The organism is Haloarcula halobia (assembly GCF_029338255.1).
In the GTDB taxonomy this organism is placed as follows: Archaea; Halobacteriota; Halobacteria; order Halobacteriales; family Haloarculaceae; genus Haloarcula; species Haloarcula halobia.
The window spans coordinates 112625-139038 of record NZ_CP119787.1; the positions used below are offsets into that span (position 1 = coordinate 112625).

General features: G+C 68.7%; 23 protein-coding genes and 1 pseudogene. 13 read left to right on the forward strand and 11 right to left on the reverse strand.

All coding sequences use genetic code 11. From position 1 onward, the window contains the following. Nucleotides 1-526 precede the first annotated feature (526 nt). Both P1K88_RS00635 and P1K88_RS00640 read left to right on the forward strand, forming a co-directional pair. Entirely contained in the window at nt 527-2029 is a 1503-nt protein-coding gene (locus tag P1K88_RS00635; RefSeq protein WP_276411742.1) for a sulfatase, read from the forward strand. Between the two features lies 1 nt (nt 2030). Beyond that, nucleotides 2031-3056: a lysylphosphatidylglycerol synthase transmembrane domain-containing protein gene (locus tag P1K88_RS00640; protein ID WP_276411743.1), complete on the forward strand. Its 1026-nt coding sequence runs from the start codon at nt 2031-2033 to the stop codon at nt 3054-3056. A 77-nt stretch (nt 3057-3133) separates the two neighbouring features. On the opposite strand, the gene P1K88_RS00645 is transcribed toward P1K88_RS00640, so the two are convergent. Beyond that, entirely contained in the window at nt 3134-4021 is an 888-nt protein-coding gene (locus P1K88_RS00645) for a ketopantoate reductase family protein (RefSeq protein ID WP_276411745.1), read from the reverse strand. Nucleotides 4022-4106: 85 nt separating this feature from the next. On the opposite strand from P1K88_RS00645, the gene P1K88_RS00650 reads away from it, so the two are divergent. Beyond that, nucleotides 4107-4655 (forward strand): hypothetical protein, encoded by a 549-nt coding sequence (locus tag P1K88_RS00650; protein ID WP_276411746.1) that lies wholly within the window; start codon nt 4107-4109, stop codon nt 4653-4655. Here P1K88_RS00650 and P1K88_RS00655 read toward each other — a convergent pair. The 4 genes from P1K88_RS00655 to P1K88_RS00670 all read right to left on the reverse strand — a co-directional run bounded on the left by P1K88_RS00655 (nt 4652) and on the right by P1K88_RS00670 (nt 7956). After that, nucleotides 4652-4954 (reverse strand): DUF7130 family rubredoxin-like protein, encoded by a 303-nt coding sequence (locus tag P1K88_RS00655; RefSeq protein ID WP_276411748.1) that lies wholly within the window; start codon nt 4952-4954, stop codon nt 4652-4654. The genes P1K88_RS00650 and P1K88_RS00655 overlap by 4 nt on opposite strands. A 34-nt stretch (nt 4955-4988) precedes the next feature. Beyond that, nucleotides 4989-6197 (reverse strand): homoserine O-acetyltransferase MetX, encoded by a 1209-nt coding sequence (gene metX, locus P1K88_RS00660; protein WP_276411749.1) that lies wholly within the window; start codon nt 6195-6197, stop codon nt 4989-4991. After that, a complete protein-coding gene (locus P1K88_RS00665; RefSeq protein ID WP_276411751.1) occupies nt 6194-7480 on the reverse strand; it encodes an O-acetylhomoserine aminocarboxypropyltransferase/cysteine synthase family protein in 1287 nt (428 codons plus the stop codon). Before P1K88_RS00665 ends, metX begins: the two co-directional genes overlap by 4 nt. Before the next feature lie 77 nt (nt 7481-7557). Next, nucleotides 7558-7956: an SHOCT domain-containing protein gene (locus P1K88_RS00670; protein WP_276411753.1), complete on the reverse strand. Its 399-nt coding sequence runs from the start codon at nt 7954-7956 to the stop codon at nt 7558-7560. Nucleotides 7957-8048: 92 nt separating this feature from the next. Between P1K88_RS00670 and P1K88_RS00675 the strand changes: the two genes are divergently transcribed. From P1K88_RS00675 to P1K88_RS00685, 3 genes are all read left to right on the forward strand, one after another. Continuing rightward, on the forward strand, nt 8049-8324 hold the full coding sequence (locus P1K88_RS00675; protein WP_276411755.1) for a DUF7967 family protein: 276 nt from the start codon (nt 8049-8051) through the stop codon (nt 8322-8324). An 83-nt stretch (nt 8325-8407) separates the two neighbouring features. Further along, a complete protein-coding gene (locus tag P1K88_RS00680) occupies nt 8408-9322 on the forward strand; it encodes an ABC transporter ATP-binding protein (RefSeq protein WP_276411756.1) in 915 nt (304 codons plus the stop codon). Next, nucleotides 9319-10356 (forward strand): ABC transporter permease subunit, encoded by a 1038-nt coding sequence (locus P1K88_RS00685; RefSeq protein ID WP_276411758.1) that lies wholly within the window; start codon nt 9319-9321, stop codon nt 10354-10356. Before P1K88_RS00680 ends, P1K88_RS00685 begins: the two co-directional genes overlap by 4 nt. 6 nt (nt 10357-10362) lie before the next feature. Here the strand turns inward: P1K88_RS00685 and ligA are convergent, their stop codons facing one another. From ligA to P1K88_RS00705, 4 genes are all read right to left on the reverse strand, one after another. After that, entirely contained in the window at nt 10363-12456 is a 2094-nt protein-coding gene (gene ligA, locus P1K88_RS00690; RefSeq protein ID WP_276411760.1) for an NAD-dependent DNA ligase LigA, read from the reverse strand. 70 nt (nt 12457-12526) lie between these two features. Beyond that, entirely contained in the window at nt 12527-12838 is a 312-nt protein-coding gene (locus tag P1K88_RS00695; RefSeq protein WP_276411762.1) for a HalOD1 output domain-containing protein, read from the reverse strand. Between the two features lie 200 nt (nt 12839-13038). After that, nucleotides 13039-14142 carry a pyridoxal-phosphate-dependent aminotransferase family protein gene (locus P1K88_RS00700; RefSeq protein WP_276411763.1) on the reverse strand — a complete coding sequence of 368 codons (1104 nt, stop codon included), beginning with the start codon at nt 14140-14142 and terminating at the stop codon, nt 13039-13041. 65 nt (nt 14143-14207) lie between these two features. After that, nucleotides 14208-14699 carry a zinc ribbon domain-containing protein gene (locus P1K88_RS00705; protein ID WP_276411765.1) on the reverse strand — a complete coding sequence of 164 codons (492 nt, stop codon included), beginning with the start codon at nt 14697-14699 and terminating at the stop codon, nt 14208-14210. Nucleotides 14700-14924: 225 nt separating this feature from the next. Between P1K88_RS00705 and P1K88_RS00710 the strand changes: the two genes are divergently transcribed. From P1K88_RS00710 to P1K88_RS18310, 6 genes and pseudogenes are all read left to right on the forward strand, one after another. Then, on the forward strand, nt 14925-16403 hold the full coding sequence (locus P1K88_RS00710) for an ATPase domain-containing protein (RefSeq protein WP_276411767.1): 1479 nt from the start codon (nt 14925-14927) through the stop codon (nt 16401-16403). Nucleotides 16404-16411: 8 nt separating this feature from the next. Continuing rightward, complete coding sequence (locus tag P1K88_RS00715) at nt 16412-18583, forward strand: PAS domain S-box protein (protein WP_276411769.1); 2172 nt, start codon at nt 16412-16414, stop codon at nt 18581-18583. Between the two features lie 138 nt (nt 18584-18721). Further along, complete coding sequence (locus P1K88_RS00720) at nt 18722-19318, forward strand: hypothetical protein (protein ID WP_276411771.1); 597 nt, start codon at nt 18722-18724, stop codon at nt 19316-19318. Between the two features lie 33 nt (nt 19319-19351). Beyond that, nucleotides 19352-21088, forward strand: a complete 1737-nt coding sequence (locus P1K88_RS00725) for an excinuclease ABC subunit C (RefSeq protein ID WP_276411772.1) — start codon at nt 19352-19354, stop codon at nt 21086-21088. A gap of 1359 nt (nt 21089-22447) precedes the next feature. Then, nucleotides 22448-22657, forward strand: a pseudogene (locus tag P1K88_RS18305) (M48 family metallopeptidase); the annotation flags it as partial. Nucleotides 22658-22764: 107 nt separating this feature from the next. Then, on the forward strand, nt 22765-22905 hold the full coding sequence (locus P1K88_RS18310; RefSeq protein ID WP_336407611.1) for a hypothetical protein: 141 nt from the start codon (nt 22765-22767) through the stop codon (nt 22903-22905). Here the strand turns inward: P1K88_RS18310 and P1K88_RS00735 are convergent, their stop codons facing one another. Both P1K88_RS00735 and P1K88_RS00740 read right to left on the reverse strand, forming a co-directional pair. Continuing rightward, nucleotides 22906-23829: a hypothetical protein gene (locus P1K88_RS00735; RefSeq protein WP_276411773.1), complete on the reverse strand. Its 924-nt coding sequence runs from the start codon at nt 23827-23829 to the stop codon at nt 22906-22908. 172 nt (nt 23830-24001) lie between these two features. Next, nucleotides 24002-24841: an alpha/beta fold hydrolase gene (locus tag P1K88_RS00740; RefSeq protein ID WP_276411774.1), complete on the reverse strand. Its 840-nt coding sequence runs from the start codon at nt 24839-24841 to the stop codon at nt 24002-24004. A gap of 377 nt (nt 24842-25218) precedes the next feature. Between P1K88_RS00740 and P1K88_RS00745 the strand changes: the two genes are divergently transcribed. Next, on the forward strand, nt 25219-26310 hold the full coding sequence (locus tag P1K88_RS00745; protein ID WP_276411775.1) for a DUF7972 family membrane protein: 1092 nt from the start codon (nt 25219-25221) through the stop codon (nt 26308-26310). The last annotated feature ends 104 nt before the right edge of the window (nt 26311-26414 follow it).

Genomic DNA, 26414 nt, shown 5'->3' on the forward strand with positions numbered 1-26414 from the left:
GAGAAGTAACACTATAAAATACATATATAGTACAAAATATAACTTAGAGAATTACACAGCTCTCTGATTCTCGAATCCGCCAGATAGAGGGGCACTCAAGCCCGTTTCCGTCCGAATAACCACCCAAGTCCTGGTAGGTCGACAACTCGCTTCGAACCCGACAATCGGACATAGATGTCTCCAATTGTGCTATCTTACGGCCCCAAACTCGTGTTTTCCCGTAAGAATCGAATCCAGTGCACAACTATCATAATACATATATTATCTTCGAACTACTGGTTTTCTTATAATTTCTGAGGTGGCCGGCGCAGGGGACTCGACGACGGCGACGTCGGACGCGTCCAGGGTCGGACCGCCCACGAGAACCCCGCCGTGCGGACGGTCCTCAGACCGGCGTCGGCCATCTGACGGGCTCGGTCCCCCAGCGCTCGCTGGGCCGGTGGGACGGTGATACGGCTTCCCCACGGGCGCCGCGGGGGTATCGCGAACCCGGAGGTTTTACGCTCCCGGAAAAGGTGCCTCAACTATGACCGACATGGACGGGTCGAACGTCCTGTTCGTCGTGCTGGACACGGTCCGCAAGGACCACCTCTCGGTGTACGGCTACGACCGGGACACGACGCCACACCTCGCCGACTTCGCCGAGGAGGCCGCCGTCTTCGAGCAGGCCGTCGCGCCGGCCCCGTGGACGCTGCCCGTCCACGCCTCGATGTTCACCGGACTCTACCCCAGCGAACACGGCGCCACCCAGGAAGACCCCTATCTGGAGGGAGCGACGACGCTCGCCGAGTCGCTCTCGGCGGCCGGCTACGACACCGCCTGTTACTCCTCGAACGCCTGGATCACCAGTTACACGAACCTCACCGCGGGGTTCGACGACCACGACAACTTCTTCCAGATAATGCCCAGCGAACTGCTCTCGGGGCCGCTGGCGACTCTCTGGAAGACGATGAACGACAACGACATCCTGCGCGGGGTCGCCGACCGCCTCGTCCAGGTCGGCAACAAGCTCCACGAGCACCTCGCGGAGGAAGGCGGTGGGGACACGAAGACCCCGCAGGTCATCGACAGGACCCTCGACTTCGTCGACGGGAGTGACGACTTCTTTGCCTTCATCAACCTGATGGACGCCCACCTCCCCTACCACCCGCCCGAGGAGTACGCCGAGCGCTTCGCCCCCGGCGTCGACTCCACCGAGGTCTGCCAGAACTCCAAAGAGTTCAACTGCGGCGCCCGCGACATCGACGACGACGAGTGGGACGCGATCCGGGGCCTCTACGACGCGGAACTGGCCCACATCGACGACCAGTTACACCGGCTGTTCGCCCATCTCAAAGAGACCGACCAGTGGGAGGACACCACCGTCGTCGTAGCGGCCGACCACGGCGAACTCCACGGCGAGCACGACCTGTACGGCCACGAGTTCGGCATCTACGACCCGCTCGTGAACGTCCCGCTGCTGGTCAAACATCCCGACGTCGAACCGGGACGCGACGAGGAGACCACGGTCGAACTGGTCGACCTCTATCACACCATTCTCGACGCGGCGGGTGCCACCGGCCGGGGCAAAGCCCTCGACGAGGCCCGCTCGCTCCTCTCGGCGGACTACCGCGACTTTGCCGACGACGTCGGGGGCACCGACCGCAGCGACGTCGCCTTCGTCGAGTACCACCAGCCCGTCGTCGAGTTGCGTCAACTGGAGGGCAAGGCCTCCGGCGCGGGCATCACGCTCGACGAGCAGTCACGCTTCTACTCGCGGATGGGGGCGGCTCGCACGCCCGACGAGAAGTACATCCACTGCACGCGCATCCCCGACGAGGCCTACGCCGTTGGCGCCGACCCCGGCGAGACCGAGAACCTCGCGGGGACCGACGACGAACCCACCCACCTGAGAGACGCGCTGTTCGCGTTCGTCGAGGCGGTCGACGCCACCTGGCCCGACGAGGCCGACGGGGCCGACGGCGACGTGCTAGACGAGATGGACGAGGACACCAAGGACCGCCTGCAGGACCTGGGCTACATCGACTAGCGTGACCTCGGACACGCCCGCGCTGGATTTCGTCAGCCGCCGGACGGTCGTCCAGATAGTCCTGGGATTTGCCGTCGCGGCGGTGGTCCTCGCCGTGCTCGTCGACTTCGTCGGCGCCGCGAACGTCCGGGCGCGCCTGGAGGCCGCCGACATGTGGTGGGTCGCCGCCGGATGTCTCTCGACAGTGTTCTGTCTGACCGCGTGGGGGAAGGCCTGGCAGCTGGTGCTCGAGGTGGCCGGCATCGAGGAGCGGTTCTCGCGACTGGTCGTGACCTACTTCGCCGCGACGTTCGCCAACTACGTCACGCCGCTGGGCCAGGCCGGCGGGGAACCGTTCATCGCCTACGTGCTCTCGCGGGACACGGAGGCCAGCTACCAGGACAGCCTCGCGAGCGTCGTCACGGCCGACCTGCTGAACCTCTTTCCCTTCGTCACCTTCGCGGGCGTGGGGTTCGCGGCGCTGCTGTACCGGGCGTCGCTCCCCGAGGCCATCGAGCCGCTGGCCGGCGGCCTGGTCGTCCTCTCGGTCGGCGTGCCACTGGTGGCGGCCATCGGCTGGCGGTTCCGCGTCCAGCTCCGGCGGGGCATCGTCCGCGCGACGGCCCCGCTGGCCCGCCGGACGCCGGTCCTGACCGTCGAGGGGGTACGCGAGCGCCTCCACGAGACCGAGGCGGCGTTCCAGCGCATCGCCCGCGACCGCCACGCGTTAGCAAAGGCCCTGACCTTCTCGTACGTGGGCTGGGTGTTCTTCGCGCTGCCGCTCTATGCCGCCGCTATGGCCGTCGGCGAGTCGATGCCCCTCCTGCTCGTCCTCTTTGTCGTCCCGGCGTCGACGCTGGCGGGACTGGTCCCCTCGCCCGGCGGCTCCGGAGCCGTCGAGGCCGCGCTGGGGCTGCTCGTGGTGACGCTGACGCCGATCGATCCCGTCGGCGCGACGGCCATCGCCATCCTCTACCGCGTGGCGAGTTACGTCTTCGCGCTCGTGCTGGGCGGGGTGGCGGCGCTGTACGTCATCAAGCGCAACTGAGTAGCCAGCGAGACTCGGGGCACTCCCGACCCCACGACACCAGTGCGGTCGGTGGGTAAACCGTTCCAATCGGTACGTCAGCGCAGGTCCCGCGCCGACTCCCAGGTCCGAACGAGTCCTGTGAGCGTCTCGTTGACCGGAGCGGCTCCCCCGGCGTGGTCCACGACGTATCCGTTGATGGCGTCGACCTCCGTCCGCCGCCCGTGCTCGACGTCCTGGTACATCGAGGAGCGGTTGGCGGCGGTCTCGCGGGCGACGTCGGCGGCCAGCGAGACCGCGCGGTCGTCGGGCAGCGCGATCCCGTGTTCGCGGGCGACGCCAGCCGTCTCGCGGGCGGCCGAAGCGAGCAGCGCCTCGCCCGGTGACTCTGTGAGTGCGCCGTTCTCGACGGCGGAAAGCGCCGTGGTGGCGTTAATGGCGGCGTTGACCGCCAGTTTCTCCCACAGGCGGGTCGGCATGTCAGCGTCGACGCCGGTCGCGACGCCCGCCGCCCGGAACGCGTCGGCCACCTCGTCGGCGAGCGCGGACGCGCCGCCCTCGCGGTCGCCCAGCACCACCTCGCCCCGGCCGGTGAACGCGACCCGGCCCGGATCGACGAGGCGCGCGCCGTAGGTGCAGGTGCCCGCGAGCACCGGGCAGTCGAGGGCGGCGGCCAGTCGCGCCTCGTTGCCCATCCCGTTCTGGAGCGAGAGACAGGCATCGAGCGTACAGTCCGCGAGCGTCTCGGCCACAGCGGCGGTGTCGTAGGCCTTCACCGTCACCAGCGCGAGGTCGGCGGCGTCGGGGAGGTCCGTCCGTGCCGTGGGGGCGACGGTGAACTGCTCGGTCCCGACGACCGCCAGCCCCTCGCGGCGGACCGTCTCCACGTGGGGGTCCCGACCGACGAGCGTGACGTCGTGCGCGCGGGCGAGCAACCCCCCTACGAGGCTGCCCAGGCTGCCAGCGCCGACGACGAGGACGTCCATACGCCCCGCTCGCGCGGGATGACATATAAAGGCTCGCCGCGGGCGGAACCAGCAGTCACTTCTGCCGGCCCGGCGAACGCCGGGTATGGACGACCAGGACGGCACGGGCGTCGACCCGCGCGGCGCCGATCGGCTCCCGGACCGCGTCCTCGACACCTGGACCGAGGCGGGCCTGGACAGCGACGGGCGCTGGTCCTCGCCCGCCGACGAGGCGCAGTTCGGCGTCGAGCTGACGGACGCGGCCGACGGGGCGGGCCTGGACGTGGTCGCGGCGGTGTTAGACGCCACGCCCCGGGACCCGACGACGCTCGTGGTCCACGTCGAACGGGGACGCCGCGCCGACCTCACCGGCGAGCGCCGGCACGCGCTCGAACGCCTGGCCGCGAACCCCGACGTGACGGCGCTGGCCGCCGATACGGCCGGGACGGCGCCGGCGACCCCCGAGGTGCTCGACGCGGTGTTTCGCCTCTACGACGCGGGACTGCGACGGGCGACCGTCCTCGACGAGTCGGGGCTGGCGATAGTGGAGTCGCTGGACGGCCGGGTGGAGTTCTCGCTGCCGGCGGCCGACATCGCCGCGGTCCGGTCGGCGCTCCCGGAGTCCGTCGGGGACCGCCTCGCGCGCCGGTCCTAGTCTTCCTGCCAGTAGTAGATGTTCTCCTTCGACGCGCCACAGGCAGGGCACGACTCGGGGATCTCCTGGATGTCGCCCATCTCGCCACACTCCCAGCAGCGCCACATCAGCTCGGCCTCCCCGGCCATACCGGTCGAGACGTGCTCGCTGGAGAGCGCCTCGATGCCGTCGAGCGTCGTCACGTAGAAGCCGTTCTCGTCGGACCCACGGATGGAGCCCAGCTCGTTGCCCTCGTCGTCGTACACCGTCTGTCCGAAGGAGACTCGCGTCCGTTCGGCCTCCGTAGATGCGTCACCCATACACACATATAGACTCGTTGAAACGTGATAAAGCCTACCGTGAGAAGAGGCTGTTGTGGACGGGGGCGAAGTCGCTCTCCTCGCTGTCCTCGACGACGGAGTCGGTGACGGCCTTGCCGGAGACGCCGTCTGCGAGGAAGTCCGAGAGCGGCGGCCCCACGTTGTCCGGTTCGACCAGGAAGGCGTCGTGGCCGTGGTCGGAGTCGACGACGTGGTGGGCGACGTCGGAGTCGGCCGCGCGGAGCGCCTCGGCGACGGATTCCGCCTGTTCGGTGGTGAAGTGCCAGTCCGCCGTGAACGACATCACCAGCGCCTCGCCGTCGAAGGCCGCGAGCGCGTCGGCGTCGGACTCGAACCCGGCCGCCAGGTCGTAGTTGTCCATCGCGCGCGTGAGATAGAGGTAACTGTTGGCGTCGAAGCGCTCGGTGAACTTCTCGGCGTTGTAATCGAGGTAGGACTCGACGTCCCGGTACGGGAAGAAGGCGCCCGCCTGGTCGGTCGGGAAGCTCCGGACGGCGTCCCGACCGGCGGCCCGGCGGCCGAACTTGCGTTCCATCGAGGCCTTCGAGAGGTACATCACGTGGCCGAGTTGCCGGGCCAGGGCGAGGCCGTCGTTCGGTTCGGCCTGGTCGTCACCGTAGTAGTGACCCCGGTTCCAGTTCGGGTCGGTGGTGATGGCCCGGCGGGCGATGGCATCGAGCGCGAGACACTGGGGGTCGAGGCGCGCGGCGGCGGCGATGGGCGCGATGCGCTCGACGTGGTCCGGGTGGCGCTTGGCCCACTCGAGGACGTTCATCCCGCCGACGCTGCCGCCGACGACGGCGTGGAGCGCCGGGACGCCGAGCTCGTCCAGCAGGGCGCGCTGGGCCTCGGTCCAGTCGCCGACGGTCACCGGCGGGAAGTCGGTGCCGTAGGGCTCGCCGGTCTCCGGGTCGACGCTCTGGGGGCCGGTCGACCCGTAGCAGGACCCTGGGACGTTGACACAGACTGCGTAGTACTCCGTGGTGTCGATGGCCTTGCCCGGCCCGACGATGTCGTCCCACCAGGCGCGGGCCTGGTCGGCGCTGTCGACCCGGTCGCGGCCGGCGACGTGGGCGCTGCCGGTCAGAGCGTGACAGACCAGCACCGCGTTGTCCCCCTCGAACTCGCCGTAGGCCTCGTAGGCCAGTTCGAGGTCGGGGATCGTCTCGCCGCACTCGAACTCGAAGGCGCCGACGGAGACGGTGTCGTGTTCGACGTTCATGTGACCTCGTCGATGGCGGCGTTGATATCTGCAATGATGTCCTCGGGGTCCTCGATGCCGACGCTCATCCGGACGAGGTCGGGACGGACGCCGCTGGCGCGCTGTTCGGTCTCGTCGAGCCGGGCGTGGGTGGTGCTCGCGGGGTGGGTGACCAGCGTCTTCGCGTCGCCGATGTTCGCGAGGAACTGCGCGAGGTCGGTCGCCTCACAGAAGCGCTGGCTGGCCGCGTACTCGCCGAGGCCGAAGGTGACGATGCCGCCGAAGCCGCCGGCGAGATACTGCTCGGCGAGGTCGTGGGTCTCGTGGTCCGCGAGGCCGGGATAGGTGACCCACTCGACCTCGGGGTGATCCCGGAGGTGCTCGGCGACGGTCATCGCGTTCGAGCAGTGCCGGTCCATCCGCAGCGAGAGCGTCTCGGTGCCCTGGAGGGTGGCCCAGGCGTCGAAGGGCTTCTGCCCGTCGCCCAGCGTGCGCAGGCCCCGGTGGCGGGCCGCGACGGAGAAGGCGCGGTCACCGAAGGCGTCGGCGAAGACGGTGCCGTCGAACGCCGGGTTCGGGGCGCCCAGTTCGGGGAACTTCTCGGGGTGTTCGCCCCACGGGAACGACCCGCCGTCGACGAGGACGCCGCCGACGGTCGTCCCGGAGCCGTGGATCCACTTCGTCGTCGACTCCCAGACGAGGTCCGCGCCGTGGTCCAGCGGGTTACACAGCGCGGGCGTCCCGAACGTGTTGTCGACAAAGAGTGGGACGCCGTGGTCGTGGGCCACCGCGGCGATGTCCTCCAGGGGTGGAACGACGAGCGAGGGGTTCCCGATGGTCTCGCAGTGAACGTAGGCCGTGTCCTCGTCGATGGCCGCCGCGTATGCCTCGGGGTCTAGCGTGTCGACAAAGCGGGCCTCGATGCCCCGGCGGCCGGCGGTGTGGGTCAGATAGCCGTGGGTGCCGCCGTAGATAGACGAAGCAGAGACGACGTTGTCGCCGGCCGCCGCGAGGACGAGCGTCCCGGCGTCGAGCGCGGCCATCCCGGACCCGGTGGCGACGGCGTCGACGCCGCCCTCCAGCGACGCGAGCCGTTTCTCGAGCATGCGCACCGTCGGGTTGTCGAACCGGGAGTAGACGTTCCCGTCGTCCTCCAGTGCGTACCGCTCGGCCGCGGTTCCGGCGTCCTCGAAGACGTACGAGGACGTCTGGTAGATTGGCGGCGCGCGAGCGCCCGTCGCCGGGTCGGGCTCTTCCTGCCCGGCGTGGACACAACGCGTCCCGAAGCCGTAGTCGTCGGTCATGTATGACACGCATATATCTCTAGGCATCTATAACCACGAGTTACGGCAAAACTCTCCACGGCTCGGCTCCGGACCGCTCAGGTTCGCTCCGTCTCGCGCGTGCGGTCTGGGGCGTCGTCCTCGACGTCCTCGAGGGTCTCCGTCTCGAGCAGGCGCTCGACCTTCCGCTCGAACTGCTCGTCGGTCAGTTCGCCTTCGGCGTAGCGTCGGCGGAGGCGTTCGAGCGGCGTCTCCGCGTCCGCCGTCTCGTCGGCGGCGTCGCCAGTCGACTCGTCGTCCCACCACCGGGCCCGGTCGGTCTCGTCGCCGAGCAAGATGGCCGTCAGCGGGACGACGGCGACGTACCCGAGCAGCAGGGCCGCCAGCCACCAGTCCTGGCCGGTGAACAGGGCGGCGAGCCAGACGCCGGTGACGAGCGTCGAGACGACGCCCGTCGCATTGTCTCTGATGCGGTCCAGTATGGTCTCACCGGGCATGGGCGGGCCTTGGGCAGCGGGCGACAAAGGCGTGTATGTCGTCGCGAGGGGCCTCGGTGGATACAAACGGGCGGGCACCCAACGACGTGCCAATGACCGAGTCCGAGGAGACGGTCCGGTGCTGGCTGGTCGAGCGGTCGAGCTACGGCGACGAGCGCGTCGTGACGCTCGTCTACGCGACGCGCGACGGCGACCGCCGGCTGAAAAAGCAGCTCTCGACGAACCTATTGATGCAGAAGGCCGTCACGGCCGCCGTCGACGTCGAATCCAAGCGGCTCGAACCCGTCGAGGACGCCGAGACGCGCGAGCGGTACGCGGCCGAGGCGGCGCGGATGGCTGAGCGACATGACCCGGACGAGGAGGTCTGAGCGGGCAAGCGACGCGCCCTCCCGCGGTCGGGTGTCGACCGAGACACGAAAGACTATACCGGATGCCGTCACAACGCGGCCGTATGGCCGCTATCGAACTGGACGGCGTCACGAAGCGATTCGGCGACGTCACCGCCCTCGAGGAGGTCGACCTCACCGTCGAGGAAGGGGAGGTGTTCGGCTTTCTCGGGCCCAACGGGGCCGGGAAGTCGACCACTATCAACATCCTGCTCGACTTCGTCCGGCCCACCGCCGGGTCCGCATCCGTCCTGGATGCCGACACCCGCGAGGAGTCGAAAGCCATCCGGGAGCGCACCGGCGTCCTCCCGGAGGGATACGACGTCTACGAGCGCCTCACCGGGCGCGAGCACCTGCAGTTCGTCGTCGAGGCGAAAGACGCAGACGACGACCCGATGGAACTGCTGGAGCGCGTGGGTCTCGACGCCGAGGCCGCCGCCCGCCCAGCCGGCGGCTACTCGAAGGGGATGACCCAGCGCCTCGTGCTGGCGATGGCGCTGGTCGACCAGCCGGACCTGCTCATCTTAGACGAACCCTCGACCGGCCTGGACCCCAACGGCGCCCGGATGATGCGCGAACTCGTCCGCGAGGAGAGCGAGCGGGGCGCCACGGTATTCTTCTCCTCGCACATCCTCGGCCAGGTCGAGGCCGTCTGTGACACCGTCGGCATCCTCCAGGACGGGCGGCTCATCGCTAAGGACTCCGTCGACGAGTTGCGCGACCGGACCGAGGGCGGGACGACGCTGCACGTCACGCTCGCCGACGGCGCCACCGACGCGGCCGTCGAGGCCGTCACGGGCCTGGACGTGGTCTCCTCGGTATCGGCCGACGGCGACACCGTCGCGATCAACTGCGAGAGCGACGCGAAGATGACCATCCTCAACGCCATCGAGGACGCGGGCGCCGAGGTGGCGGACTTCGAGACGACCGAGGCCTCGCTGGAAGACCTCTTTGCCTCCTACACGGGAGGGGACCGATGAGCGGGCGCGGCGACCGCAACATGCGCGCTGACATGAACGGCGTCGACGCGGCGCTGCGCGACCAGTTCGACTGGTACCCCGTCGCGAAAAAGGAGTTCAAGGACGCCATCCGCTCGCGGGGGTTCCTCGTGCTCTCGGTGCTCTTTACGGTCTTTTTCATGCTGCCGCCGGCCAGCGTCGTCTTCGGCATCTTCGACTTCGGGCCGCAGGGCCAGGACGTCGGGATGCAGTTTCTCATCTCCTCGGTGTATCTGAACATGGTGACGCTGCTGGTGCCCGTCGTCGCCCTGTTCGTGGGCTACGCCGCCATCACCAAAGAGCGTACCAGCGGGTCGCTGAAGCTCCTGCTGTCGCTGCCGTTCTCGCGCCGGGACGTCCTGGTCGGGAAGGTGATCGGCCGCTGTGTCGTCGCCGGCGTCACCCTCGGGTTCGCCCTAGCGCTGACGGCGCTGTTTTTCGTCGCCTCGGAGCTGACCTTCAAGGGCGACCTGTTCGGCCTGTTCGTCCTCTATACGATGGCCTTCACCGTCGTCTTCGTCGCCATCGTCGTCAGCATCTCCGGGGCGTTCTCGACGAGTTTCCGGTCGGCCATCGCGAGCTTCTTCGTCTACTTTTATTTCACCTTCGGGTGGAACTCGCTGGCAAACGGCATCGGCGACCTGCTCGCGGACTACCTGGGCGTCACCGGGTCGCTGCGCTGGAACGTCGTCCTGTTGGTCAAGCTCGTCAACCCCAACCAGGCCTACAAGACGCTGACGAACTCGATGCTCGCCGAGGGCTCGAACGCGATGCGCTCCTCGCGGTTCGGGATGTTCAGCCAGAACACCACCCAGATGCAGGAGATCTGTACCGGCGTCCTCAACGGGAACGCGACCCTCCAGCGCGGCCTCTTTGGCAACACGACCGTCTGTGGCGAGAGCGCCCGCTCGATTCCGTTCTACGTCTCGGACCCCGCGGTCTTCGTCTACATGGTCGCCTGGATCGGCGTCGCGGCCGCGCTCGCGTACTACACGTTCAGCGTCGTCGACCTCTGAGCGGTCTCAGGTCTCGATGCCGTGTGCCGCGAGCAGGTCGACGAACTCGTTTTCGTCCAGCTGCTCGACGTCGTTGTCCGCGGCGGCCTCGCGCTTGCGCCGGCCGGGACTGGCGCCGACGACGAGGTAGTCCGTGTTGCCCGAGACGCTCGAGGTGGCCGACCCGCCGTGGCGCTCGATTACGTCCCGGGCCTCGCTGCGGGTGAACGCGTCCAGGGACCCGGTGAACACGAAGGTCAGTCCCGTCAGGGCGTCGCCGCCCGTCTCCTCGGCCGGCTGGGGGTCGACCGCCTCCAGCAGCTGGTCGACCACGGCACGGTTGCCCTCGTGGCCGAAGAACTCGACGACGGAGGCCGCGACCTCGGGGCCGACGTCGGGGACGGCCTCGAAGGCGTCGGTGTCGCCGGCCTCGGCGGCCGCCAGGACCGCCTCGAACGTGCCGAACTCGCGGGCGATGTTCCGGGCGGTGACGCCCCCGACGTCCGGGATGCCCAGCGCGACGAGGAAGTCCGCGAGCGGCGGTTCGCGGGTCGCCTCGACCTCGCTGACGAGGTTCCGTGCACTCGTCTCGCCCCACCCCTCCAGGTCGGAGAGGTCCGCGGCAGCGAGGTCGTAGAGGTCGGCGGGGCTCTCGACGAGGCCGGCCTCGAGCAGCTGGGCGACGGCCGTCTCGCCCAGGCCCTCGATGTCCAGCGCGTCGCGGCTGGCGTAGTGTTCGATGGCCCGTTCGCGCTGGGCGGGACAGGTCAGTTCGCCCGTACAGTAGGCCATCGGGCCGTCGCGCTCGACGGGGCTGTCACAGACCGGGCAGGTGTCCGGGAACTCGAAGTGCCCGTCGTCGCCCGTCTCGACGACCTCGACGACGTCCGGGATGACGTCGCCGGCGCGCTTGATGCGCACCCGGTCGCCGACGTCGACGCCCAGTTCCGCGACGAGCGAGGGGTTGTGCAGCGAGGCGCGGGTCACCGTCACGCCGCCCACCTCGACGGGGTCCATCAGCGCGACGGGGGTGAGCCGGCCGGTACGGCCCACCTGGACGACGATGTCCCGCACCGTCGTCTCCTCCTTTCGGGCGGGGAACTTGTATGCGAATGCCCACCGCGGCGCACGGCTGGTCGTCCCCAGCGCTTGGCAGGCGTCGGTGTCGTTGACCTTGAGGACGACGCCGTCGATCTCGTAATCGAGGTCGTCGCGGACGGCGAGTTGCTCGTCGCGGTAGTCGATGGCCGCCTCGGCGTCGTCGACGACGCGCGCCCGGTCACACACGCGCAGGCCCCACTCGGGGAGGCGGTCGTGTATCTCCTCGTGGCTCTCGAACTCGGTCGAGGCGTCGAGCACCCCGAAGAAGAACACGGAGAGGGGGCGCTGGGCGGTGACGCTCGGGTCCAGCTGCCGGAGCGTCCCGGCAGCGGCGTTCCGGGGGTTCGCGAAGGGGTCGTCGCCGGCCTCGACGCGCTCGCGGTTGTACTCGGTGAAGGCGTCCCGGGGCATGTACGCCTCGCCACGCACCGCGAGGAAATCGGGGTACTCCCCGCGCAGGCGCTGGGGGACGCTCGCGATGGTCCGGACGTTGGCGGTGACGTCTTCGCCCACCTCGCCGTCCCCGCGGGTGGCCGCCCGCTGGTAGACGCCGTCCTCGTAGACCACTTCCACCGAGAGGCCGTCGAACTTCGGCTCACAGAAGTACTCGAGGTCGCCGTCGGAGTCGGCCAGACTGCGCCGGACGCGCTCGTCGAAGGCCCGGACGTCGTCGGCCTCGCCGCCCTGGTCGATAGAGCGCATCGGGGCGGCGTGTTCGAGTTCGCCCAGTTCCTCGAGCGGTTCGCCGCCGACACGCTGGGTGGGACTGTCGGGCGTCGCGATGTTGAACGTGCCCTCGAGGGTCTGCAAGCGGGCGAAGAGCGTATCGTAGGTGCGGTCGGCGATGACCGGGTCGTCCTCGACGTAGTACCGGTGGTCGTGATAGCGGATGGCCTCGCGCAACTGCTCGGCCTGCTCGCGGGCCTGGTCGGGGTCGAGCGTCTCGACGTCCGCGAACGACGTCGGCGGGTCCTCGACGTACGGGTTGTCCCCGAGATCGGAGTCGGAGGCAGCTGCCATTGCCAGTGCTCGGAGGGCCGGGTACTAAGCCGCTACGTCACGCCGCGCGCGGTGCGGCGACGTCCCGGAATCAGGACGTGGGCTCCGGGGCGTCGACCAGCACCTCGCCGTCGCCCGAGACGCTGACCTCGAAGCCGTCGTGGGGGAAGGTTACAGTGCAGTCCGCCGCGGACTCGCCGTGTCGAACCAGCGAATCCAGCGCGTCGGAGTCGACGGTGTCATAGAGGGGTCCGATCTCGTCGGGCTCACAGTCGGCGGCGTCGGCCAGGAGTTCCGCGACGGCCGTACTCGGGTCGACGGCCGACCAGTCGAAGCGGCGGCGAGTCAACTGCCCCGTTTGAGCCGCCTCGTCCGCATCAACTCCGACGTCACTTGTGCTCATTTCGTCGTCACCTACGTACCACTACCGGCCGGGAGCTCATATAGTCTCCCCATCATTATCGATATGTGAAACGGCCGACAGAAATAGCAGCGTGAGAATAGCGGCCCCGAAACAGGAGTATTCGCCGAACCCCGGCTCCCGTTCGCTGCGTCGGGGACGACCGGTGCGCGGATCGACGGCCGTGTCGCTGCCCGCGCGACCTACAGGCCGGCGACGTCTTCGATGGCGTCCGTGAGCGCCTGGATGCTCTCGACGGTGTGTTCGCCCATGTGACCGATGCGGAACGACTCCTCGCTCAGGTCGCCGTAGCCACTGGAGAAGACCATGTCGTACTTCTCGGAGACGGCGGCCGTCGTCGCTGCGACGTCGATGTCGCGGGTGTTCTCGACGCAGGTGACCGTCTGGGACTCGTAGCCCGCCTCGGGGAAGAGGCCGAAGTGCTCGCGGGCCCACTCGCGGGTGTACTCGGCCATCTCGCGGTGGCGCCGATCGCGGGCCTGGTGGCCCTCCTCGAGCATGTGTTTCATCTGTTCGCGGTAGGCAAGCATGAGCGGGATGGCCGGCGTCGAGTGGGTCTGGCCCTTCCGGTCGTAGTAGTCCAGACAGCGCTGGAACCCGCCGTACCACGACGCGGACTCTTTGTCTAGTTCGCGCTCGTAGGCGGCGTCGCTGACCGTACAGACCGCAAGACCCGGGGGCATCGCGAAGGCCTTCTGCGTGGAGGTGAAGATGCAGTCGATGTTGTGGGCCTCCACGTCGATGTAGTCCCCGCCCAGACAGGAGATGGCGTCGACGACGAAGTAGGTGTCCGGGTAGTCACCCAGCAGGTCGCCGATCTCCTCGATCGGGTTGCGCACGCCCGTCGAGGTCTCGTTCATCACCGCGCCGACGGCGTCGTAGTCCTCCGATTCGAGCGCCGCCTGGATGTCCTCGGGCTTGACGGCCTCGCCCCACTCGTACTCGATGCGGTCGACGTCCTTGCCCAGGCGCTCGGCGACGTTGGCCTGCCGCTCGCTGAACGCGCCGCTGGTCGGGACGAGCATCTTCTCGTCGACGAGATTGAGCGTCGTCGCCTCCCAGAACTCGGTCCCCGACGCCGTGAGGACGATGACGTCGTCGTCCGTATCGAGGAACTCCTTGGTGTCCTCGACGATGGTGGTATAGAGGTCGGTCATCCGGTCCATCCGGTGGCCGAACATCGGCTGGGCCATCGCCTCGATGACGTCGTCGCGGACCTCGGTGGGGCCGGGGAGGTACAGCGTCTTCTCGGGATAGTCGTCGGTATATTCGCGTTTTTCGGTCACGGGTGACACCTCGGTACCTGAACTCTCGTAGCCAGATGGCATGGTAGTTTTGATACCGGCGCGAGTCAGGCCTCGAGACGACCCCGAATTCTGCGGGCAGCGAAGAGCAGGAGGGCGGCGTAGACCACCGGGCCGACGAGGACGCCCACTCCGACGGACCGCCCGCCGAGTGCGGCGACCACCCAGAGGGCGAATGGCGCGAGCGCGAGCAGCTGGACGCCGCGGTCGACGGCGTCCGCGAACGTCTCGCGCTGGGCGGCCAGATACCCGACGGCGACGACGGCGACCAGGTACAGCAACGTGGTCCCCGGCGGCGAGACGACCGGGAGCGTGAACAGGGCGACGGCCCCGAGCACGATGCCGGCGGCCGACGGGCCGTACTCGCTGTCGCCGACGACGACCAGGACGTCGTCCGCGTCGCCCCGCTCTAAGGCCGACGCCAGGTCCGACCCGCCCGCGTCGACCGGCTCCTCGAAGTCCGCGCCACAGTGCATACACCAGGTGGCCGTCGAGCTCACCTTCTCGTTACAGTGGGGGCAGCGAGGGTCAGGGCGCATCACCAGTCCTGTCGGTCGACGGGAAGTTAGCCGTTTGGGTTCCCCGTCCGGGGGGTCGCACACTCGGCGATGGACTGCAAGGGGACCTGGTAGCGAGACGGGCACCGAATACGGCCTGACCGGCGCAAGTGCCCACAGCAGGCCGTCAGCGCCGGTTTTCCACGCTCAGGCCGTCCGCGTTATGTTCCCCGGTCACTTATAATCACAGACGCCCTTGGCGCCCCTATGTCCACCGAGGGGCTTTCCAAGATTCCATCCGGGACGCCGGGGCTCGACAGCGTGCTGCGGGGCGGGGTGCCGGAAGCGCATACGACAATCGTCTACGGCGGTCCGGGGACGGGAAAGACGATCCTCGCGCTGCAGTACCTCGCCGCCGGCGGGGACGGCCTGTACGTCGGCTTCGAAGAGCGAGAGCGGGAACTCCGACGGAACGCCGCGGCGCTCGGCATCGACCTCTCGGACGTCCGCATCCTCGACCTCAGTCCGAAGGGCGAGCAGTTCTTCACCGACGAGTCCTACACCGTGTTCCCGACCGAGGAGGTCGACGGCGAGGACCTGCTCGACCGGATCGCGTCGGAACTCGAGACGAGCGACGTCGACCGCCTCGTCGTCGACCCGCTCTCGGAGCTCCGGGCGCTCCTTCCCGACGACTTCCAGTTCCGACGCAAGATAACGTCGCTGTTCAACGCCCTCACCAACCGCGGCGTCACCACGGTCTGTACCGCCCAGCCACCGGCCGACCCCGACGGCGACGACGACCTCCAGTTCCTCGGGAACACCGTCGTCGAACTCCGGCGGACGACCGAGCAGCGGACGCTGGAGGTGACGAAGTACCGGGGTTCGGGGTTCGCGTCCGGCGTCCACACCTATCGCATCCACGCGGGCACCGGCGCCCGCGTCTACCCGAAACTCGTTCCGGGCGACCACGAGCAGACCCACGAGCGCGACCAGCTGTCCTCGGACGTCCCCGAACTGGACGCCCTGCTGCACGGGGGCATCGAGCGCGGGTCCGTGACAGTCATCTCCGGGCCGTCCGGCGTCGGGAAGACGACCACCGGGTCACAGTTCGTCCAGGCCGCCGCGGACAGGGGCGAGCGGGGGCTGGTCTACCTCTTCGAGGAGCTCCGCGCGGACTACCTGTATCGGTCGACTGCGCTGGGCATGGAGCTGGAATCGTTCGTCGACGCCGGCGAGCTCGAGGTCGAGGAGGTGGAGACTCTCACCCGGACTCCCGACGAGTTCGCCGCGCACGTCCGGGAGGCAGTCGAGGAGCGTGACATCGGGTTCGTCATGCTCGACGGCATCGCGGGCTACCGTCAGGGATTGCGCGGCGAGGAGTCGACGGCGGCGCTGACCCGGGAGCTACACGCGCTCTGTCGATACCTGAAACGGATGGGGGTGACCGTCGTGCTCATCGAGGAGATCCAGTACGTGACCGGCGAGTTCTCGCCGACGGCCCACGAGATCAGCTATCTGGCGGACAACATCGTGTTCCTGCGCTATCTCGAGACGGAGGGCCGACTGGAGAAAGCCATCGGCGTCCTGAAGAAGCGATACGGCGGGTTCGAGAAATCGCTGCGGTGGTTCTCCATCGAGTCCGGGGAGGGCCTGCAGGTCGGTGAGGCGCTCGCGGGGTACCAGGGGCTGTTGACCGGCATCGCCGAACCCGTAGACGGGCAGGACAGCGACCCGCCACGGGAGTAGGACCACACATGGACCGGAACAGTAGCCCATCTGACACGAAAGTCGGCCTCGATATCACTCGGGACCGGAATCGTGAGTTGCTCGAGAAGCTGTTCGAGGCGTGTGACGTCGTCGAGTTCTCGGGTGCCGTCCCGGACGGGACCGACGTGTGCATCGTCGACGAAGCCGCCATAGGGCGGTCACCGGGGCGGTTCGAGACGTGGCAGACCGAGCAGTCGCCGGTGTTTGCCCCGGTGGCGCTCCTGTCTGAGACCGACGACCGGACGTTCGGGGACCTGCCGACGTCCATCGATTCCGTGCTGCGGATACCGATGCCCAAGGCGGAGCTCAGCGACCGCATCGACAACCTCCTGCAGATGCGGGACTTCTCGCGGGAGCTCGTCGCGGAACGACAGCTGACAGAGCTCGTGTTCGAGTCGAGCCCGCTGGCGAAGCTCGTCCTCGACCCCGACGGGACGGTGGTCAGGGCCAACCGGCGAGCCGGCGCGCTCTTCGAGTCGACACCGGCGGACCTGGTCGGAACGAAGTACCACGCCGGCAACTGGACGGCGGTCCGGATGGACGGGTCCGAGATTCCACGCGAAGAGCGGGCGCTCACGCGAGTCCTCGAGACCGGCCAGTCGGTCTACGAGTACGAGCACGTCATCTCGCGCCCCGGCGAAGACGACATTTGGGTGTCGGTGAACATGGCCCCGATTCTGGACGAGTCGGGCGGGATAGCGTACGTCGTCGCCGTGCTCGAGGACGTGACGGTACGACACACCCAGGCACAGGAACGCGAGCGGCAGGTGGACCTGTTCCGGAAGGCCCAGGCCATCGCGAAGGTGGGGGCCTGGGAGTACGACGCCCAGCAGGACAGCGTCTACCTGACGGCGGAGGTGTACGAAATCCTCGGCCTCGAACCCGGGACCACGCTGACGATGGACGCGATGTTCGACCAGTACAACCCGGCCGACCGAGAGACGGTGCGGGCCGCATTCCGGCGGGCGCTCGACGACGGTGAACCCTACGACGTGAAACTTCGCGTCGCCGTCGACGACGGGGCGGAACGCTGGGTCCGTACCCGCGGGGAGCCACAGCGCGAGAACGGCGACGTGGTCCGCGTCCGCGGAACCGTCCAGGACATCACCGAACAGAAACGTCGAGAGGAGCGCCTGCACCAGATGACCGACGCTGTGGACAAGGCGCCGATCGGGATCGTCCTGAGCGACCCCACGCAGGACGACAACCCGCTCGTCTACGTCAACGAGGGGTTCGTGGAGGTGACCGGCTACGAGCGCGAGGCGGCGACCGGCCGCAACTGCCGGTTCCTCCAGGGCGAGAAGACCGACCCGGAGACGGTCGCGCGGCTCCGCCGGAAGATAGACGCCGAGGAACCGGTCACGGTCACGGTTCGGAACTACCGCGCCGACGGAACCGACTTCTGGAACCGGGTCGAGGTGGCGCCGATCAGGGACGAGTCGGGGACCGTGGTCAACTTCATCGGCTTCCAGCAGGACGTGACCGAGCGGGTGGAGCGACAGCGACAGATAAAACTGCTCGACCGCTATCTCAGACACAACATCCTCAACAAGATGAACGTGGTCAACGGCCTCGCCGAGTCGATACAACGGGTGGGCGACCCACCGGTGACGGACTACGCGACCACCATCGAGGAGGCGGGCCAGACGCTGCTCCAGAACATGGAGAAAGAGCGGGAGGTGACGAAGCTGCTCCGGTCGGACCCGGAGCCGTCGCCGACCGGGCTGATGTCGCTCCTGCGACCGGTCGTGGCCGAGCTCGCAGACCGGTATCCCGACGCGACCATCGGCCTGTCGGGTCCGGAGTCGGTGACGGTCACCGGGATAGCCGCCCTCGAACAGGCGTTCAAAGAGCTCGTCGACAACGCCATCGAGCACAACGGCAGCGCGTCACCGACGGTCGAGGTGACGGTCGACCCCGGGCCCGACACCGTCAGCGTCCGGGTGGCGGACGACGGCCCCGGCATCCCGGAGATGGAGGCCGACGTGCTGCTGGACGCCGGTTCGGAGAGCGAGGTGTACCACGGGAAGGGGCTGGGGCTCTGGCTGGTCTACCTGGTCGTGACCCGCTCCGGTGGCAGCCTCGAGTTCGACGCCCCGGACGACGGCGGGGGCGTGGTCGTGGTCGAACTCCAGCGCGCGGACGAACCCGCCGGCTGACGCCTCGAGCGACACGGAAGTGTAAGCGAGAGCCGGCGTCGGGCGGCCTGGCGACGGCGTGTCCGGCTGGACTCACGGCCGTGACCGCGACGGCCCCGACAGGCGCACATTCAAATCCCAGCACGCACAACGGGAGGTATGGACTGGGTCGAACGGGCCGGGGACCTCCTGTACGACGGGGAGACTATCGAGACGGAGGTCCGCGTGGGTTCGGGCGGTCTGGTGGTGACGAGTCACCGCGTGCTCGCGTTCACGCCCGACCGCGACGGGCCGAACTACCGTGCCGTCGACCGGCCGAACGTCGAAGGCGTCGACGTGACGACGAGCGGCGAACCGGCGTTCCTAGAGCAGGGCCTCAAGGCTCTCGTCGCCGGCGTCGTCCTCGTCGCGGCGGGGCAGTTCGTCAGCTTCGATAGCATGGTCGCGGACGTCTCGGTCGGCGGCGGCCAGGCGGCCAGCGCCGTCGGTATCGGTCAGATGCTGGGCCTGCTCCAGACCATGCTGACCCTGCTTGCCCAGCTCGACGACCTCATGCAGCTGTTCGGCGGCCTGGCGCTGGCGCTTTCGGCCGTCGTGCTGGCCGTGTACGCGTGGAGCCGGGAACGTGTGCTCGTCGTGCGCGTGGCCGGCGACGAGGACCTCACGCTGTCGGCGCCCGGGGACGAGGACACCGTCGACCGGATCGGCGCGGCCCTCCGGCCCGGGGACGCCCCCGCCGACGACCCGCTCCCGTGACGTTCAACTCCGCCGAGCGCCAACCCCGGGGTGATGGACACAGCGGCGGTCCGCGACCGTGCCGGTGAACTCCCCCGCGAGCCGGGGGTCTACCAGTTCGAGACCGACGCGGACCGGGTGCTCTACGTGGGGAAGGCCGTCGACCTGCGGAGTCGCGTCCGGTCGTACGCCGACCCGCGCGGGACCCGCATCGCGAAGATGGTCGCGCGAGCCGACCGCATCGACTTCGCGGTCACCGACACGGAGACCCAGGCGCTCCTGCTCGAGGCCAACCTCATCAAGCGCCACCGGCCGCCCTACAACGTCCGCCTGAAAGACGACAAGTCCTACCCGCTGGTGCAACTCACCGACCACCCCGTCCCGCGAATCGAGGTGACCCGCGACCCCGAGGAGGGAGCGACGGTGTACGGCCCGTTCACCGACAAGGGCCGGGTGGAGACGGTCATCAAGGCGCTCCGGGAGACGTACGGCCTGCGGGGGTGTTCGGACCACAAGTACAGCACGCGCGAACGCCCCTGTCTGGACTACGAGATGGGCATCTGTACCGCCCCCTGTACCGGCGAGATCAGCGGGGACGCGTACGCCCAGGACGTCGAGTCGGTGACCCGCTTCTTCGAGGGCGAGACGGGCGTCCTCTCGGACCCGTTGCGCCGGGAGATGGAGGCCGCCGCCGCGGCCCGGGAGTTCGAGCGGGCCGCCAACCTCAGGGACAAGCTCGACGCCGTCGAGGCCTTCCACAGCGGCGGGGACAGCGCCGTCAGCGACACGACCCACTCGGCGACGACCGACGTGCTGGGCGTTGCCGTCGAAGGCGAGAGCGCGATCGTCGCCCGCCTGCACGCCGAGGGCGGCAAGCTCGTCGACCGCTCGCGCCACACGCTCGAGGCCCCCGACGGCGAGGGCGCCGCGGGCGTCTACCGGGCGTTCATCCCGCAGTACTACGCCGAACGCGAGCTGCCGGACGCCATCCTCTGTGCGGAAGCCCCCGCCGACGCCGAACTGGAGGGCTGGCTGGAGGACGAGGGCGTGGCCCTGCGGGTCCCCGGTGCCGGCCGGGAGGCGACGCTGGTCGACCTCGCCCTCAAGAACGCCCGCCAGCGGGGGGGCACCGACGACGGTGTGGGGCGACTCGCCGACGCGCTCGGTATCGCCCGGCCCGAGCGCATCGAGGGGTTCGACGTGAGCCACGCCCACGGCAAGAGCGTCGTCGGGTCGAACGTCACGTTCGTCGACGGCCAGCCGGAGACGTCGGGCTACCGGCGGAAGAAGCTCACCGAGCGCAACGACGACTACGCGAACATGCGTGACCTCGTCCGGTGGCGGGCGACGCGTGCGCTCGAAGGCAGGGACGACAGACCCGACCCGGACCTGCTGCTCATCGACGGCGGCGACGGCCAGCTGGGCGCGGCCCGCGACGCGCTGGCCGAGACGGGGTGGGACGTCCCGGCCGTCGCGCTCGCGAAAGACGAGGAGCGCGTCGTCACGCCCGACGGGGTCTACGACTGGCCCGACGACGCCGCTCATCTGCACCTGCTCCAGCGCGTCCGGGACGAGGCCCACCGCTTTGCCGTCCAGTACCACCAGACGCTCCGGGACGACGTCTCGACGGCGCTCGACGACGTGCCCGGCGTCGGCCCGAAGACGCGGACTCGCCTGCTCCGGCGCTTTGGCAGCGTCGACGGGGTCAGGGCCGCGTCGGTGGACGAACTGACCGCGGTCGAGGGCGTCGGCGAGGCCACGGCGGAGACGATTCGTACCCGGCTGGGCTGATTCTGTATAGCGGGGAGCGATATATCGCACAGAACGTACGGTCTGCTAGCGAGTGCCCGAATACGACGGATTCGTGGCCCAGAGCCGTTCTCGGTCCCGATGTTACGCGTCGGCCGGCGGACCACCGCTGGCGGTCCGGCACTTCTCCGCGCACTGACCGCGGGCGTAGACCGGCGGCTGGCCGACAGGCAGGTCTCGCCGGGATCGCCCCGCTATCGGCGGTCACCCCGGCCACGGCAGGGGCTTCGCTCACCCTGGCCCCACTACGCTCGGGGCGGAACTGCAGGGCCCGCAGCGAGTCGGGCCGCCGGTCCCGACGCCCCGGAGGCCAGACCGGAGAGACGGCGCGTACACGAAAAGCGACCTCTACCTGTCGGACCTGGACCGGAGGGACGTTCGGCGCCGGTTCGCTGTGCCACATCCCGAGAGGGTCGTCGACATCGAACGGACTGGCCGTCTGCCGCTGGCCGGGCCGACGGGCACCGCCGGACCAGACGGGTCGGCCTGTCTCCGGGCGGACGTCGTCTGGCACCGGGGCGGCCACCACCCCGACGACGGATCGGTTCGGCGGTCACACTGTTTCGAGCGGCGCGAGTGGAGACGACCCGGCGCGCCGCGGGCCAGTCGGCCTCGGTCCCTGTCGGCACACTGCCCGACGGGAGAGCCGTTCGGGCGTGTGGATTCCGCTCCGATGTCGGTTGGGACGAATTCGCCCGATTTCGGCCAGCAGACACTCCCGGAACCCACAGCTCTGTTACGGGGTGAATCGGGGGCGTCTGACGCTGTACACTTGCAGCCGCTATACGAAATCGCCTGCTGGCCGGTGAGCCCGGACAGAGAACGACCCCGGGCAAGAGCACGCGCGCTGTCTCGAGTTCGGTATCAGAACCCCGCGACGGGGGCACCGAAGCGATTTCAACGGCCCCCACCTAGCCACAGCCATGCACGCCGGACGACGCCTCGCGATGGCGCTCGTCGGGATTGCGTCGCTCTGTGTCTACGTGCTGGCGGCGGCAGTCGGCTACCGTCTTGTCGTCGAGCTGTGAGCGCGCCGCCCCTCGCCAGCGGTGGCGGCGGTGGCGATACTGGCCGGTGCCGTCCTCGTCGGACTGGTGAGTTACTGGGCCGGGACGACACAGCTCAAGCGGTCGCTGGACGCGGTCGAACTCCCCTACGCTCGGGCGCCGGGCGTCTACCAGCGCCTGGCGTGGCTCAGCGAACGCATGGACGTCCAGACCCCACAGCTGCTCGTCCCCGCCTGCCGGTGCCAAACGCCTTCGCGGTCGGCGGGACCCAGAGAGCCATCTCGTCGACAGCCGGCTGTTCGGCTTCCTCTCGGGCGACGAGCTGGAGGCGCTCTTGGCCCACGAGCTGGCCCACCTCGAGACCCGGGACGCGCTGGTCCAGACGCTCGCCTACAGCCTCTTTCAGAACCTCGTCGGCCTCGTCGTCGTGCTCGTCCTCCCGTTCGCGATGCTGGCCGGCGGCGTCGCGCGGGCGCTGGCGCTGGTCCGGGGGCGGCCCGACCGGTGGACCGACTCGCTGCTCGGGCGGGTCCAGCGCAACGCACTCGGACTCGTCGGGCTGCTGGGCGCTGTCCTGGCGCTGCTCGTCCTCGCGTACTCGCGCGGGCGCTGCGGAATATCGAGCGCGCATCGACGCCCGGCCTGGGACTGTTGGCCCCGCTGTACGTCCACGGCGATGACGACAGCGCCCTGTCGCGGCTGCTCTCGACGCATCCGCCGATGGACGAGCGCATCGACCGACTCCTCGAGCGGACAGAGCGGGACGGCGTCCCGATACAGATTCGCCGCTGATCAGGCGGGAAAGAGGTCCCGGAGCGTCGTCCGGAGATCCTCGCTCCCCGGCGTCTGGGGCACCTGCTGGACGACGTCAGCCTGGAGCCGTTCGAGTGCCTTCGAGGGCGAGATGTCGTCCAGCAGCGGACCGTACTTCAGCGCTACCCGCGGCGAGACGTCGAACAGCAAGTCGCGCTTGCCGACCAGCGAGTGCGTTATCGAGAGCGTCTCGACGGCCCCGGAGACGAACGTCTCGCGTGCCACCGCCGACCCCGCGTCGATGGCCTCCGACAGGAGTGTCTGGAGTTCCCCCTCCCGGTCGTGGATCGCCGGTGGGTCGTCGAGATAGGTCGTCCCGTCGGGCAGTTCCGGGAGCATACCGCGACGGGGGGCATACGAGAGGACGGCGCCGGCGAGCGGCGTGGTCGAATCCGGGAGGGGCACGTCCAGGCGCTTCGACGGGCTGGTGTCGGTGAAGACGACGATAGCGCGGGCGGGCTCGCCCGAGATGGCCTCCCGGTCGTCGGTCGCGGGCCGTTCGTAGCCCCGGGTGACGGCCTCCCGGAGCGTCGGCGGGACCGGACCCGTCTCCCCCCGGAGTTCGACGTGCACGACGACCGGTCCGCTGGCACTCGCTTCGAGTATCGTCCAGAGCGTCGGCACCGAATCCCGTGCGCTCGTCGACAGCTGGTAGCACGGGCCGCCGACCTCGGCGGCCAGCAACCTCGCCAGCGCGCTGCCGTGCCACCCGGTCAGGTCAGCGACGTAGAACCACGGCAGGGGGAAGACCGGTCCGAAGGCCGCATCGCCCGCGTCCGGGTCCAGCGGCGCCGGGACCAGGTCGAGGTACGCCGTGAGCGACGCGCGCTCGGGGGCGAAGTAGTCACCAGCGCCGTCGGGGAGCGACGCGTCGAGTCGGCAGTGGGCCGGAACGGTGGGCATGCCCCGTGGTTCGCCGGTCCCGGGGAAAACGGTGCTGGCTCGCTGGCGTCCTCGACAGCCGCGGTGGCGGCCAGAATGATAGATTCAATATAGCAGATAGAAGTTTATCGAGAGAACGGTCCCAAAACTTGGTGAGCAAGTAGAAGCGCTCTATTTCGTCGAATCGGCCCTCTCAGCCCTCGTCGACTCTGCGAATCAGTTCTGCGACGCGGTCAGGTCGTTCCCGCGGCGCCCAGTGACCACAGTCCTCGACGACGGTCAGCGTCGCGTCCGGGACACGGTCGGCGGCGCGCTCGGCCCACGAGACCGGGAACAGCTGGTCGTCGGCGCCGTGGACGAAGTGCGTCGGCACCGAGACGTCCTCGAAGCGGTCCGGAAAGGTCGTCCGGTAGCCGTCGCGGGTCACCTCCGCGGCTCTGAACCGTCGGAACGCAGCCCCCGCCGTCGGCCGCTGTACCTCCGCGAAGACGGCGTCGACGGCGGCGGCCGGGAGCGCATCCAGGTCGTGGACGATGCCGCCCAGGCTGGCCCGCGTGAGGCCGCGGCTCCGCCGAAAGAGAGCGATGGCGAGCCTGTTCAAGACCTGCACGCGGGCGAGCAGGTACGAGAGGCGACCGTTCGGAAGGTCGGCACCCAGTCCGTATGCGTCGACAGGGACCAGCCCAGCCACCGCGTCCGGCCGGTCGAGTGCGACCTGGATGGCGACCCCGCCGCCCAGCGAGTGACCAACCAAGGTCACCGGGGCAAGGCCCAGTCCGTCGAGGACGCCGGCGACGACGTCGGCGTGGCGCTGGACCGAGTACGGGCCCGGGGGCAGGTCGCTCTCGCCGTACCCGAGCAGGTCGGGGACGACCACGGTCTGGTCGGCCGCGAGCCGGTCGACGACCGGTGACCAGGTGACGGCAGCCGCGTCGATGATGCCGCCGTGCAAGAGGACGACCGGCGGCCCGTCGCCAGCAGCGAGGTAGTGGATTCGGTCGCCGTCGACCGTGACGGTCGCGTCGGAGTGCATGGGTGACCGTGGACGCGCGACACCGAAGCGTTTTGGGCGATACGGGCGCGCTCGGGCAGTTTCGGTGGCGAATCTGTGCCTGTGGGAATTTCGACGATATATTTTATTTCGCTATACCAAATCGGGTTCAGTGGAAGTTGTCTATTTGCGCGGGCGAGACGGTGGCGCGTGTCAGGGGGCGTTTCCACGTCGTGGCCGCCAGGAACCGGTACGGACTCCTGTTGTATACCAGGCGGTTCGATGCCCGACGGGTTATCTGTCTCAGGACGTGGACGCGTGCCGGACCGATGGCGGACCGCGGCGAGTCCCTGCTCGTCGACCTGGCCTGACCCGAGTTCGGCACACGGTTTTTCAATTGTGAGCGGAGTACGGCCGGTATGAGCGACAGTGATGGAAGTCGCCCGAGCGACACGATGCGGGAGCGCGTACCGGAGAACAGTCGGAAGTTCTGGTTGCTGTTGAACGCGAATCGATGGCTGGTCGCCGCTGGAATCGCGGGCGGCGTGTTCCTCGCACTCGCCATCATCGGGCAACTCCACCCGACCGGGACGCCGGCGCTGTTCAACCAGGCGGACCCTATCGAGACGCTGTTCCAGGGGCTGCTCACGTCAATCATCACGGGCGTCACGCTCGTGCTCACGCTCAGCCAGCTCGTACTCTCCCAGGAACAGGGGCCGGTCGGGGACCAGCGCGAGCGCATGGAGGGCGCGATGGCGTTCCGGAAGGACGTCGAGGACGTTATCGAGGAGCCCGTGAGTCCCGCCCAACCCTCGGCGTTCCTCCGGTCGCTGGTGAAACTCACGAAGCGACACGCCGAAGCCGTCTCGGACGCCGTCCAGGACATTGACGACGAAGCCCTCACCGATCAGGTGGCCGCGTTCACAGAGAACGTGAAGGGGAATGCCGACGCCGTCGAGAACGGTCTCACGGACGCCCAGTTTGGGGAGTTCGACGTGGTGTTCTCCGCGCTGAACTACAACTACTCGTGGAAGTTGTACGCGGCGCGCCGCATCCGCGCGGAGAACGAGGACGTGCTCACCGAGGACGCCCGCGCGGCGTTCGACGAACTCATCAACGCGCTCGAACTGTTCGGGCCGGCACGCGAGCACTTCAAGACGCTGTACTTCCAGTGGGCGCTCATCGACCTCTCCCGGACGATGCTGTACGCGTCCATACCTGCGCTCTTCACGGCGGTCGCGGGCATCGTCTACCTCGAACCGACGCTGTTCCCGGAGACCGTGTTCGGCGTGCGCACGCTCGTCGTGGTGGTGAGCGCGGGCGTCGCCGTCTCCCTGCTACCGTTCGCGTTCCTGTTGTCCTACATTCTCCGCATCGTCACCGTGACGAAGCGCACGCTCTCCATCGGGCCGTTCATCCTCCGGGAGACCGACCGGTCCCGCGACCTCGACTGGGGCGAAACCGAAGCGAAGAGCGGGGAACACGCGGACGTTGGGGATGAGAGTGAGTAGCGTGGATATCGGCCGTTCGCTTGACCAAGCGATCGTTCTCGTAACCGAGGCCGCGTCGATCACGTCTTCGAACTCAAACCCCGACGTCTAATTTGCCTACGGAA